At 28.3% G+C, this 13,943-nt stretch carries 11 protein-coding genes and 1 tRNA gene; 9 read left to right on the top strand and 3 right to left on the bottom strand.

The window, feature by feature from the left end; all coding sequences use genetic code 4:
- Position 1: 1 nt before the first annotated feature.
- Both gltX and mip read right to left on the bottom strand, forming a co-directional pair.
- Positions 2-1,405, bottom strand: coding sequence for a glutamate--tRNA ligase (gene gltX / locus BCF59_RS00370; RefSeq protein WP_134110068.1), 1,404 nt, complete (start codon positions 1,403-1,405; stop codon positions 2-4).
- Positions 1,405-4,071 carry an Ig-specific serine endopeptidase MIP gene (gene mip / locus BCF59_RS00365; RefSeq protein ID WP_134110065.1) on the bottom strand — a complete coding sequence of 889 codons (2,667 nt, stop codon included), beginning with the start codon at positions 4,069-4,071 and terminating at the stop codon, positions 1,405-1,407. Before mip ends, gltX begins: the two co-directional genes overlap by 1 nt.
- 282 nt (positions 4,072-4,353) lie before the next feature.
- On the opposite strand from mip, the gene BCF59_RS00360 reads away from it, so the two are divergent.
- Positions 4,354-6,750, top strand: a complete 2,397-nt coding sequence (locus tag BCF59_RS00360; protein ID WP_134110062.1) for a putative immunoglobulin-blocking virulence protein — start codon at positions 4,354-4,356, stop codon at positions 6,748-6,750.
- Positions 6,751-6,788: 38 nt separating this feature from the next.
- On the opposite strand, the gene BCF59_RS00355 is transcribed toward BCF59_RS00360, so the two are convergent.
- Entirely contained in the window at positions 6,789-7,775 is a 987-nt protein-coding gene (locus BCF59_RS00355) for an Mbov_0400 family ICE element protein (protein WP_134110060.1), read from the bottom strand.
- Between the two features lie 228 nt (positions 7,776-8,003).
- Between BCF59_RS00355 and BCF59_RS00350 the strand changes: the two genes are divergently transcribed.
- From BCF59_RS00350 to BCF59_RS00315, 8 genes are all read left to right on the top strand, one after another.
- Complete coding sequence (locus BCF59_RS00350) at positions 8,004-8,342, top strand: hypothetical protein (protein ID WP_134110057.1); 339 nt, start codon at positions 8,004-8,006, stop codon at positions 8,340-8,342.
- Between the two features lie 2 nt (positions 8,343-8,344).
- Entirely contained in the window at positions 8,345-9,076 is a 732-nt protein-coding gene (locus BCF59_RS00345) for a putative cysteine peptidase (RefSeq protein ID WP_134110054.1), read from the top strand.
- Between the two features lie 721 nt (positions 9,077-9,797).
- Positions 9,798-9,873, top strand: a tRNA-Lys gene (locus tag BCF59_RS00340).
- A gap of 85 nt (positions 9,874-9,958) precedes the next feature.
- Positions 9,959-11,179: a class I tRNA ligase family protein gene (locus BCF59_RS00335; protein WP_134110051.1), complete on the top strand. Its 1,221-nt coding sequence runs from the start codon at positions 9,959-9,961 to the stop codon at positions 11,177-11,179.
- A gap of 36 nt (positions 11,180-11,215) precedes the next feature.
- On the top strand, positions 11,216-11,917 hold the full coding sequence (rlmB, locus tag BCF59_RS00330) for a 23S rRNA (guanosine(2251)-2'-O)-methyltransferase RlmB (protein WP_134110048.1): 702 nt from the start codon (positions 11,216-11,218) through the stop codon (positions 11,915-11,917).
- Positions 11,907-12,500: a hypothetical protein gene (locus tag BCF59_RS00325; RefSeq protein WP_134110045.1), complete on the top strand. Its 594-nt coding sequence runs from the start codon at positions 11,907-11,909 to the stop codon at positions 12,498-12,500. Before rlmB ends, BCF59_RS00325 begins: the two co-directional genes overlap by 11 nt.
- A 79-nt stretch (positions 12,501-12,579) precedes the next feature.
- A complete protein-coding gene (locus BCF59_RS00320; RefSeq protein ID WP_134110042.1) occupies positions 12,580-13,665 on the top strand; it encodes a zinc-binding metallopeptidase family protein in 1,086 nt (361 codons plus the stop codon).
- A gap of 16 nt (positions 13,666-13,681) precedes the next feature.
- A complete protein-coding gene (locus BCF59_RS00315; protein ID WP_134110039.1) occupies positions 13,682-13,924 on the top strand; it encodes a YneF family protein in 243 nt (80 codons plus the stop codon).
- The last annotated feature ends 19 nt before the right edge of the window (positions 13,925-13,943 follow it).

The following is a 13,943-nucleotide window of genomic DNA, read 5'->3' as shown; positions in this document are numbered from 1 at the left end:
TTTAATACTTTCCTAACGCTTTCTTAATAAATTCTTGACCAAATAAATAAATGGCTTTAGCCAACTCAGGTCCGTGTTCTTTCGAAGTAGTAGCTAAACGAATTGGCATAAATAATTTTTTACCTTTTATAGCTAAGTTTTGTGATGTTAGATTAATTGCGTTTTGAATACTTGTGATTGAAAACTCCAAGCTATTAGATAAGTTTTTAGAAAACTCTTGTACTACTTTTAATTCATCATCTTGAAATGTAATTGTTTGATCAACGTAATTTAGATAAATTGCTAAATCGTGCTTTAAATCCTCAAAAGTAATTGCAGATTGTTTGAATGTATCAATGAATAATTCGACTCAAGCATGGTCTTTATTTAAATTATTTAAGTTTAAAACTTCTATAATTTCATTGTTTGTTTTGTTTTTCATATATTGTTTTGAAAATCAATTCATTTTAGAAATATCAAATTTAGATGGACTCTTGCTGAGTCTTTGTGGGTCAAATTTTACAATATTTGTTTGTTTATCCATTAATTCGGTTGCATCCGCTGCAGTTCATCCTAATAAGGATAAAAAGTTAAAAATTGCATCCGGGAGATAACCTTCATTTTTATAATCTTCTATAAATTGTTTTAATGATGTATCACGTTTAGATAATTTTTTACCTTCCATATTAGTAATAATGGTGAGATGTCCAAATTGCGGTGTCTCTCATTTTAGCATTTGATATAAAGCAATTTGCTTTGGAGTGTTTCCGATGTGTTCTTCACCGCGTAAAATATGTGAAATTTGCATATCATGATCATCTACAACTACTGCAAAATTATAAGTAGGATATCCATCGGATTTAAAAATAACTCAATCACCTATATCATCTGAATTAAAACTAATCTCACCACGCACGATATCACTTCATTGATAAATTTGATTCTTAGGCATTCTCAAACGAATTGAATATGCTTTGATTGCATCTCTATGTTGTTTTTCGCTCTCTGAAATTTGTAATCATTTTGCATTGTAACGAAAACTAGGTATTCCTTTTGCATCGCTTTCTTGTTTTTGTGCTTCTAATTCTTCAGGTGTATCATATGCTTTATATGCATAATTTTGATTGATTAATCAATTTGCAACTTCTTGATAGCGTTGCAATTTTTCACTTTGACGATACTTACCGTATTTTAAGTTTGGTTTTAACGGAGATTCATCAGGGATAATTCCTAATCAAACAAGATTATCTAGTTGTGATGCCTCGCCACCTTCAACATTTCGTTTGATATCTGTGTCTTCCAAACGAAAAATAAAATCACCACCAAAATGTTTTGCGAATAAGTAATTAAATAATGCAGTTCTAGCTCCACCGATATGTAAATACCCGGTTGGGCTAGGTGCATAACGTGTACGAACCTTTTTCATTATTTCCCTTGTGTACTTGCTTTATTAAAATCATAATCTGGGTATGTAACACTCACACCATTTTTGAGAAGTCAGGTTTTAATATTGTTTCCGTATAATGTTGCTAATTTTTCTTTAAATGAAGTTTTTTGGTCTTTTCCACCGCCGTAAACAACGTCATATTGTGGTAAATTATAATCACCAAATGCTTGTTGGTAATCCAAACCAGATGAACGCAATGCAGTTGCAATTGTTACGTGTGAATTAAAGAAAGTTGAATCAATTAATCCTATTAATTCGTTCTTTTTACTACGTACTGGACTACCTGAGGCACCACCACCGATGTTAAAGTCACGTACTGCAAATGATAAACCTGCATTATAATAATGTTTATTATCATCAAGAGAATCAATTAGTTGAGGAGTTGGTTTTTCGGTATTTTTATTTGCTACAAACGGAAGCGCGATAAAGCGATCAAATACTCCTTTACGATCCATAAACTCACTTAATGAATTAGTAGTTGATAAAAATCCACCATTCTTAGCGTAACGGTTATTTTCTAGGTCCGCAACTTTATATAATGAACGATCCGCATTAGTTCATAAAGAAAATGAGTATCTAGCATTTTTGATAAGGTCTTCATTTTCGTATTGTGCATTTGGACCTTCTAATAAAAAGAAGTCTACTAAACCATTTTGAGAGTTTTGGCTTTTAGGAAAACCAATGATATATAATAAATCATAATCATTGACATCTTTTTTGTCTTTTTGACCGACAAAAAGTGGAGCATCTATTTTTTGATAACCTTCTTTTTGCAAGTAATCATAAGTTGGAATCTTAACTTTTTTCTCATCTGGTAAATTTGCATAATTATTACTTAATTCTTTTGCAAATTGCTCTGCTGAACGATTATATGAATCGATAATTTTAGTAGTATCAACTTCAAAGATTGCAAAATCGACCAATTCATTAGAATTTGCAACAGTATTGTTTGCAACTAATGATGGATCAAATTTTAAAAAATCACGACCGTCTACTATTACTTTGAAAGCTTCTTTATCAATTTTAAAGGATGTAAAATTTTGATCATAAAATAAAGGTTTTAAGGTATTACCAATAAATGAACCATTATCATTTAAACGAGTTAAACTAATATCAAAATTATCTCTAGAAGCTAATCCGTTTACCACATGGTAGTTAGTAATAAAATAAAATTTTGTTGGATATTTATTAGGATTATCTGGGATTTGATAATCTAAAATAGAAGCAGTTCCGGCATTTCCTTCTTTTTGTTCTTCTGCTTTTTCTAACTTTCTAAAATCAGTTATTGTATTAACAAAATTTATAGCTCTGTTTTTAACATTTTCATTTAAACCATTGATTGTATTCAGTTTATTAATAACTTTTTGTCGTTCCGATTTAATTCACTGAGTATATAAAACTGCTGATAAATCGCTATTATTTGCATCTTTTTGTCCTTGATAATCATCAATAAGTTGTTTTTCTGCCTCACCTTGGACTACATATCATGCCTCTTTGATGTTTTTAATTTTTTCAAATTCTTGTTTAATTTTATCTTTTGTTGCACCATCTTTTAGTAATTTAATCAATTCACCTAAATCAATGTCATAAACAAATGCTTGTGATAATAATTTTCTTTGTTGTGGATCACTAGAAAATTTATAAAAACTAATATTCATTTGGTAAGTTTGTTTAGCAAAATCTGAATATGATTGATTTACTAGCGTTCTAGCTAAACCGGTGTTATCTTCTAATTTTCCACCATGTCTTAAATTATCGGTTCAGTTGGAGATTACAATTGGTGGTCTTTCAGGAAGTTGTAAGGTTAATTTGCCGTTATTATTTACAGCGATTGTATAACCTTTTGAATGCAATTGGTCATAATTCGGAATATTTAATTTAGCTAATGCAGTGTTAATTTGTGTTTTTTGCGCATTAGTTATATTTGTGGTTTTTTGTGGATAAAATTTCTTGATTAAGTCTCAATCATATTGATATTGTTGCTGTGTTGTTAAATTATTAAAATAATTTTTTTGTGAATTTTTATCATTTGCAATTGCTTCTGGAATAAGGAAATCAGGAACATTTTGTTTTTGGAAGCCACTAATTGTATAGTTTTTAACAAAACCACCATCACCGAAAGCAAAGCTTAATTCTAAGGTACCATTTTTGTCATTAGCAATATGATTAATTCTTTTGAATTTTATTCTTGTATCTCTAATGGCAATAGTTATTAAATCCCTTGAAAAACCAAAATTACTTTCATTGGTGTTTGCAATGGCTTTTGAAGCCAAAATAGATGACTTATCAATTGGAGAGATGTTAAATAATTCATCAAAAGATTTATTAGTTATCAATTGTTGGGTTTTTGTATCATCATAATAATTATTTTGGGGACTTTTTACATCTTTATCTTTAGATTCATTAATTTCTGTTCTATCTTTTTGCAGATTTTTTTGTTTTGAACCTGTATCTTGCATATTAGATTTATCTTGGTTATTCTTTTGTTTTTGCTTATCAATCTGTTTATCTTCAGGTAATGAAGTTGGATTATTAGTTTTTGAGTTATTTTGAGTACAAGCGATTGTTATTATAGGTGTTATTAATGTAGAGTTAATAAATAAAAACTGTTTTAATGATTTAGTTTTTTTCAAAATTGATTTCATAAGACCTACCTATCTAATTTTGATTTAAATTATACCATATGTTAAATGCGAAATTATGACTTTCAAAGTTGATTTATATTTATTTGGTATCGAATTTCTATATATTAAAAAATCAAAAGTAAACTAGATATGAACTGAAAATGAACAAATTCAGTATTTTTAATTATGTTTAAAATTGTCTTAAATTTTATTTTTGTTGATATTTTTTTAAATTTTAGTGTAGTATAATATTATATATTTTTTTATATATTATAAATATCATTTTCTCTATAGGAGGTTAATATGAAAAAAAGAGTTCTGAAGATTAATTTAATTGTTCTAGGAGCAGTTTTATCAAGTTCTGTTGCCGGTTCTGTGGCATTAGCTAATTTAACCCAAACATCAGCTTCGATAAATTATGATAATGACTTAAACAGTGTTCCTGTTATCGATGCAAGAGATAATTTAGATTTAAAAAATGGAATTAACTCTGCAAAAGATTTTGGTTTAGAACAAAAATCAAAAGTAAAAGAACCTGAGCAACCTAAACCAAAAGAACCAATTAAAATAGTTGAACAACCCATTGAAGTAAAACCTATTGAACAAAAACCAAAACCGGAAATTAAACCTGTACCAATTCCAAAACCAGATCAACCAAAACCGCAAACCAAACCATCAACTCCAACTATTCCGGTGCCTCCTAAACCGGAGGTTAAGCAAGAAGTAAAACCTGTACCTGTTCCAAAGCCAGCTGTAATAACTCCAAAACCTGGAACAGTTAAACAAGTAGTTAGCACTGATGCAGGTACATTTACAGTTGAAACTCAACCGCTACCACCTCGTGTTGATAAGCGAAGCGATGTTGAAAAAGGAATTGTGAATCGTGTTCCATATGTTGCGGAATTAACGCCGGATATATCTAATGTTACTGTTACTGAAGCGAATATTAAAGCGAGTGTAGCAAACGGAGTAAAATCTTTGAGTCAATTTAATAAATTATGAACCGGAATTCCGGGTGATAGAAAATCAATTGGTGCAACATATTTTGATGATTACAAAAGAGATGGTAATGCAATCATTCAAACGCATCTAGATAATTCACCGAATGAATTAGATTTAATTTTACAATTATGGTTTAAATATAGACAATTGATTGAATCTGGAAATGCTAAAAAATATATGTTTGATTCGCAACAACAATATTATGAGCAATGATATAACATGCCTGATACATTAAGTTATATTCCACCTCGTGGTTATGATCGTACTACTTTAAAAGTGGGTCATTTATGAATTGCATTTAATATTGATGCAAATAAATTGACTGAAGTAGCACCAAGTGTAAAAGCTGATTTAAGTAAAGGTTTATATATTGGTGCTGATGATCGTAATACATATGTTAATGCACAAGGTCAAATTGATTCTTATACCAGAACTCCGATCTTTAACAAAGTAACTTCAGAAATTACAAGAAATAATACTCAAAAACGTGTGTTTGGATTTAATAGTATTTATAATAGACCAGGCGGACAAATTGAAAGTGGTGATATTCCAGGATGAACCAAGTCTAATGTAACCTCTCAATATGAAGGTAAATATGGATTTTCTAATAGTGATGGAATTAAATTTACACATTACACAAGAAATGCGGATAATAATATTCCAAGCAATAGAAAAGAAGCTACTGTGGTAACTGTAGATTTTGCAAATGAAAGCGGTTATCAAAAAGCGAAAGAATTAATACAAAAATTAGTTCAAAACAACGAACAAATTACCGGATATCGTTTTACTAACATCGGTTTAAGTAATTCAAGACAGAAAATTAAAGATATTTTATCGGTGCTCCCTCATAAATTACCATTATTAGAATTATTTTTTGAAGGATACAACACTGATGGATTAGAAGCATTACAAGATAAAGAAATCGATGAATTAGGTTTATATACTTCACAAAATTCTTTAGATGAACGTTGAGCAATTAATCCATGAGCGTTAAAAAATGTTGCATGAGTTAATACTCAAGATTACAATGTAAGTTTTGATTATGCAAAAAATGCTAGGGTATTTACTAGAATAACCTTTGATTCATTAGCTTTTGATGAAGAAGACTGAGTTAGCGAAGAAGATTTGACTAAAATTAATAACGGTTTAAGAATGGCATATGTAACCAGAAATAACGAAAGAATTTTTCAGGGTTCATTTGGTCCGGGTCTAAAACCTGACCGTAATGCGAGTGGAAACTCGTATCCAACTGGATTAGATTTATCAAGAATCCCGCAAGCTAAAGGTCTAAAAAATATGATTTTCTATGATGAGGATAAAGGTCAAGGTAGTTTAAGAAAACTTAAAAGAATTGTTTTATATAATAATTCTGAAACTTGAGAAACAGACACCGAAAATATGAATTTAGCACAATTTGATGCAATCCTTGATAAGCAAACACCAATGCCAAGATCTAAAATTATTTTCAGCAATGGTAAAGGAACCAAAAATATTTTAATTAAACCAAAAGCACAAGGCGCTACCTTAAATTCAACCGGATTAGCAAACTTATCAACCTTAATTAATTTCTCAAATGGAACTTTTTCGGGCGATAAATTTAAAATCTTCGTTCCAAATAATGAAGTTAATTTATATAACCAACTAAAAAGTGCTGGTTATAGAGTAGATTATCAAAGTAATAATTTAGAATTTAATTAATTAAAAACTTTTATCCCATTAACTTAGGGATAAAAGTTTTATTTTACTTCTGGATATGATGTTTTGTGATCAAAGTTATCGCCCGAAAGTTCTTGGCGTTTATTACGCATTTGTTCTCAAGAAAGTTTTGGATCTGCATATAAACTAACATCAATACCTGTTTGTAAACCTAAACGAATTTCTTCCATTTGCCAAGCATCAAATAACCCATTATTATATAAACTAATATCCAATCCAGTTTCTAATCCTTTACGAATTTCGTGTAATTGTCCTTGACAATATGAACCTAAATCACAACTTTCACAAAATTCAGGAAAACTTTCAGTTAGTTTTTGTTGCTCGTTCATGCGACCGTGGTATTCTAACAAGGCTTCTTTGTATTCTTTTTTACATCAGATGGCTAAATCTGAAAGTTCTTTTAATGTTTTGGTATTTTTATTACGATTTTTTTGAATATCTAATAATAAAGTTTTTTTAGCTTCGCGAGCTTTTTTAGTTAAAGTTGCATCTTGTCGTACTCATTCGAAATCATGTTTTAAAAAATTTTCACATGCATATAAGGTTTTTGCACACACATTTTTATTTTTATCAATAAAAACATGACAAAGAGAAACACTAGGATGTTTGCTTTCCAAATTTCGGATAATATTAGTATATAAATCATTAATTTCTTGTAAGGTAAAAAAATCAGTTTCTAAATAATAAATTGATTCTTCATCAAAAACTTGGTGTAAATCTTCATAGGAGATTTTATAAATTTCTGATGTATCTACAAATGAATCATGGATAAATAATCCTTTTCTGGCTTTCGGCACTTTGATTTCATGTTCTAATTTAGCGCGTTTGTGGTGGTATTTATTAATCGCACTACGCGCTTTAACATAGTAATAAATGTCTTTATATACATCTAAAAAAATTATGATAGGATGCACCCCAAAATTATTTTCAAGTCGATCAAAAGTAACTGATTCATAAGGCTTGAAAGGTTTAAGTGATTCAAAATGTTTTTGTACTTTTTCGTTCATAAATTCCTGCTTTCTATCAAAAAGAGCAAATTTAGCATATAAATCAACCCTTTTTGATACTTTTTATCTAATTTAATTATAAATTAAATTATCAAAGATTACAAAATGTATTAATAAATTTGAAAAAAATATGAAAAAAAATCAAAAAAAATCAAAAATTAATTTTTTATTTGATTTTTCGTTAAAAAAGTGAAATAATTAAACATAATTAAACTAGGAGGTAGTATTATGATAGATACTCAATTTCTACAAAAACAACAGGAAAATCAAAATATTAGTCAAATTTTTGAAACAGACGACTATTATATAAAAAGTGCAAGAAAAGAAATAGAAACATTTATTGGTTCTAAACTTTCATTTAAATTTTTAATTAAAGATATAAAAAGTTTAGACGACAAAAAAATTATTTTTTTACAATTTAATAGTTTTTATATAGTTATTGATGTGGAAACATATGAATCAAAAGAAATTACAAAATATGAGTTTAATCAATCAGATTTTATAGATAAAAAGATATTTTATTTACCTTTTTTTGGTTTAGTTTGAAAAAAAGCGATAGTTATGTAAAAATGGATGATAATCTAAAGTTAGATAATTCATTAATTTCAAACATTAAAAATCAAATCATCAATAAAAATAAGGAATTAAAAATAGATGATTCGAAATTTAAATTAAAAAGAGATTATTGGTACAAAATTAGTAATATAGAAGATAGGTCTAAATCAAAAGATATTTTTGATGCTTGAAGTGACGCTGATCCTAATTTTAGAGTTTCCAATGAAGTGCCTAATTCTTGGTGATTTAGAGCAAAAAATACAATGGAAAAAATTGGTTACGTTGAAGATGATGGAGTTGGTTTGTGTGAATATATAGCTTTATCAATGATGATTGAGTATATGGAAACTTTCGTAACATCTGGATTTATAACAAATAAAGAATATAAACAATATTTTAATGTGCCAAAAAGCGGAGAAAGTGGAAATGAAGCTATATTAAAACATAAATACTTTATGTATAATCAACCAAAAGATTCATTTGTATGGAAATTATATAAAGATTCTGGTATGTGGAAAAATGTGAAAAGTGCTTCATGAATAAACGAAATATTAATGACATTTTTAAAAAATAAAGAAATTAAAAATCATATTATTTCAGAATGAAGTGCAAGTTGAATACACTCATCGAATCCAGAAGATTTTCTTTTAAAAAACAATCTACCAGTTATGTTAGCGTTTGCAAATTTTAATATAGGACATAATGTTGTTATTTATGGATATGATAAAAGAACAAATAAATTTTAGCAAATTTTGGTTGAGGAAGTGAAAAATCGGCACAAAAATTAGTTTCAAAAAAAGATGTTTGATCGTTTTTTTCATTTGGTTATTGATATGGTTTCAAAACAGATGATACATATAAAAAAAATCACCCACCTAAAGACTTTTCGCACATAGAATAAAATGAAATATAATAAATTAAACAAATATTTATGAATCTCTTACCTTTCAATAACATTTTTTATTTTATTTATAACATTCTTTGCGTTATTTGTTAGCGATGTAACTTCTTTTACAAATATTTTAAGTGGAAATAATATATTTTTCTTAAGTTGGTCAATAGCATTTTATGCATTTATTATCTGATTCCACCTTATTTCATATAGATTTATTTTAGTAAGAAAATCAAGCTTGAATAAATTGCAAAAATTTCTATTTATTTGAGTACCACTTTTCATTATTTATAAAAACAAGGAATTATTAACTAAAAACCCGTTAAAAATAAATCAACCAAAAATAAAATTTTTATGATATGCTACACTTCTTTTTACGTTATGAATAATTCTATTCCTTTCAGTAGATTTAAGACCTCTATTATTTTCTAAATATCAACCTTTTATGGTTTCTTATTTCTTCGTGGCTTTTCCTGGTCTTATTTCAATTACAATTATCTCGTTAATTGAAAAATTTCTTAGTGTATAAATAATTAAAAATATTACTTTTTGTTTAAAAGTAATATAATATTATAGCATCGTTAGCTCAGTCGGTAGAGCAGCTGGCTCTTAACCAGCGGGTCGCAGGTTCGAACCCTGTACGATGTACCATTTCAAAATTTTGATCACTTTAATACAAATCAAGTTGATTTGTATTTTTAAATAGCAAAATTAACAAAAAATATATAATAAATCTATGTTAAAAGTTTATGTATGTGGGCCAACGGTTTATAACGATGTGCATATTGGTAATTTACGACCAATCTTAACGATGGATTTAATTTTAAAAGCTGCGAGAAATCTGAAAATAGACTTCTTTTTTGTGCATAATATCACCGATATCGATGATAAAATTATTCAACAAGCAATCAAAAATCAATGAAGCGAAGTAGAAATATCTAAAAAATATGCTCAAAATTATTTAGAGTTACTAAAAATTTTAAAAGTAGATACAATTTCTAAATTAGAGTATGTAACTGAAAATTTAGATGTTATAGAAAATTTTATCTTAAAACTCTCTAAACTAGGACATACTTACCAAAAAAACGGAAATGTTTATTTTAATGTTTTAAAAAATCAAAATAACTACGGTATAGTATCAAATCAAAAGATTTCTCATATGATTTTTGATGAAGAAAAATCCGAATTTAAAGAATTTGCAGCAGATTTTGTGCTTTGAAAAGATACAAACATAGGCGTAAAATATCCATCGGTTTTTGGCTTTGGTAGACCGGGTTGACATACTGAATGTGCTGCATTGATTGATAAAAATTTTAATGGAACAGAAATTGATATCCATGGTGGTGGTATGGATCTAACCTTTCCACATCACGAAAACGAAAATATTCAATATTGAGCCGCAACAAATAATAATATTACTAAGGAATGAATTCGTAACGGGCAAATCAATTTAAAAGGACAAAAAATGTCAAAGTCGTTGCAAAATATTATCTTAGCTAAAGATTTTTTAAATCAATATTCAGGCGATCACTTAAAATTAATTTTTTTACTTAATTCTTTAACTAGTAGCATTAATATAGATGACAACTTACTTAATAATGTTGATGTTTTATTAGCTAGAATTAAAAAAATCTTTTTTTTAAAACATCTCAACAACTCTAGTTCAGATTTTGATTTTAAACAACACCAACAAGCGATGCAGTTTTTATATCAACGTCAATTTTCGCATTTTAATAAATTTATTAATGATTTAATCAAAAACATTAACTTATATAAAAATTGCAATGATATTAATTTATTGTGTAAAATTTTCAAAGATTTAGCTTTTGATGTCGCTGATTTTAATTACCAAAGTCATCTATCAACATATCATCAATGACAAAGTTTACTGCAAGAAAAAAACTATGAACAGGCTGATTTATTACGCGCTGAGTTGCTTAGACTAAAGTTAATCTAAAAAAGAACTAAAATTATGAAAAACGCAAGGATAAATATGAAAGAATTATTACTGTGTGGGAAGAACACTGTTTTAGATGCTTATAATAATGGTATCAAGTTTAAAAAAATTTATTTATCTAAAGTAGAAAACAAACATTTTTTTAAAAATTTAGCGAATATAGAAATCAAAGACCTAAATTTTTTAAATCAACTCACTAATCAAAATCATCAAGGTTTTATTGCACTTATTGATGAAATTATTTGTAAGGATTTAAATTATTTAATTAAAAAGCAACCTAAATGTGTTTTAATTTTAGATCATATTCAAGATCCACATAACTTTGGTGCAATTATTAGAACTGCAAATGCTGCAGGAATAAAAGACATTATATTTGCAAAAGAAAAAAGCGTGGATTTAAATGCTACAGTGTTAAAAATTTCGTCGGGTGGTTTTGTTGGAATGAACTTTTATAAAGTTAATAGTTTATCAGCAAGTATTAGTCGACTCAAAAAAAATGGTTATTGAGCATATGCAACTACCTTAGATGCAAACGCTTTACCACACACTCAAATTATTTATAATACCCCAACAATTATTATTGTTGGTAACGAAGGAGATGGAGTAACAAAAAGTGTACTTTCGGTATGCGATCAAAGTGTTTATATCAAACAGTTTGGTAGTGTGCAGTCGTTGAATGTTTCAGTAGCAACCGGAATTATTCTTTTTGATTTAATGAATAAAATCAATGCAAACTAGGTTAAAAATTAGTGACCTTGATATAGATGTGCTTAATTTTTTGCAAATCAATAAAACGGGGTTAATCACTCAAAACCAATTATTGTTTGTTTTTAATCGCTTATATTTTAAAAAATTACAAAATTTATGTTATAAAATCGCTGGACTTTATTTTTGTAATGTTTTTAGCGTCGATGAACTAATTAATTCAGCCTATTATGAAATTTTAATTATTTTAACAACTAAGCGCAAAAGTAGCCGGGTTCCCTTTGAAAACTACTTTTGAGCCACTTTGAAGTTTCGAATTTTAAATACTTTTAATACTACCTATAATTCACAAACTAAATTTGAAACTAAAATTGCACATAATCTGATGAATTTAGCGAACTTACAAAGCAAAATGAATTGAATTCAGCAAAGCGAATTTCAAAACTATCGTAATCTGGCTTTCTTAGAAATCCAAAAACTTTTAAAATATCTTAATAATCAAGAACGTAAATACGTACAATTATTTATCTCAAACCAAGGAAATTTATATTATTCAGCATCCAAAATTAAAGAACTTAATTGGCAAATTAAACAAAAAATTAACAAACATCTTTAAAGTAAAAGTAGTTAAAGTATTTTAGCTACTTTTACTTATAATTTGATACAATAATATAAAAATTTAATATAAGGAATTTATGCAAAGAGCAGAAAAATTTAAGCAAACTTTAGTGCAATATCTAGAGATAGAAGCAATGTCTCGTTTTGAAGAACCTGTTGTAGATCAATTAAAAAGAAACATTGATTTAAGTAAGTTTAAAATTAGTCGTGATAAAATGGGGAGCGTCATTTTTCATAAACCAAGTAAAAAATTAAACGCTGTTAAAGTGATGATTGCTGCACACATGGATGAAGTTGGTTATATGGTGCGTATGATTGATAAAAATGGTCAACTCCTACTAACACCAATTGGTGGAATTTGAGCTAGTACCGTAATTGGGACTAAAGCGAAATTGTTAACCTCACAAAATCAAACTTTTCTAGGCGTTTTCGGTCATACTAGTATTCACATCCAAACGCCTGAACAAATCAAAAATGCAATGAAAAATGATGAATTATATGCTGATTTTGGCTTTAAAAATCAACAACATGCTGTTGATAGTGGTGTAGAAATTGGTGATCGTGTATATATGTCTGGTGAAACAGTTTATTTTAATGATCCGGATTTAATTGGTGGAAAAGCTATGGATAATCGTGCCGGAGTAGCAGTTTTACAAGAAATCGCAAACAATGTTGCTAATTTAGACTTAGATATTGATTTATATTTAGTAGGAACTGTGCAAGAAGAGGTTGGTACTCGAGGAGCGCGCACATCGGTTGCTTTGATTAATCCAGATGTCGCAATTGCTTTAGATACCACATCATCACATGATACATTTGGTTGCATTCCAGGAACTACAAAATTATTTGTTGGTGTTGCGATTCGAGTTAAAGATGGCGGAACTTTAATGGATCCAAAATTAATAAATTATTTAACTCAGCTTGCGACAAAATACCAAATTTCTGCTTATAAATTTGTTGCAGCCGGTGGTGGAACTGATGCTAAAGAACTACAATTTGCACCCGGCGGAGCAGCTACTGTTACAATTTCGCTACCACAAAGATACTTGCATAGTCCTATCGGAGTTTGTGCTATATCAGATTTATTAGCCGCTAGTGATTTATTAATCAACTTTATTAAAGACTTTAACAACGAAGAATATCAAAAAATTAAGTATAATTAATTAAAAGGAGTTATTTATGGTATCAATGACTACTCTAGCATTTTCATTAATGATTATTTTCTTATGTATTGGTGTTGCCTTGGCAGCGGCTTTAGTTACTTTTTTTGTAGCAAGAAATATGTTTAAAAAACAACTAAAAGAAAACCCACCAATTACTGAAAAGCAAATTAGAATTATGTTCCAACAAATGGGACGTAAAGCAAGCGAAACACAAATTAGACAAATCATGCGTTCAATGCAAGGTGATGATAAAAAATAATTACTAAGCATCAGGAGAG

Origin of the sequence: Mycoplasmopsis mustelae, assembly GCF_004365095.1 — a bacterium.
In the GTDB taxonomy this organism is placed as follows: Bacteria; Bacillota_I; Bacilli_A; order Mycoplasmatales; family Metamycoplasmataceae; genus Mycoplasmopsis; species Mycoplasmopsis mustelae.
This window is presented reverse-complemented; position numbering and strand designations above follow the sequence as displayed.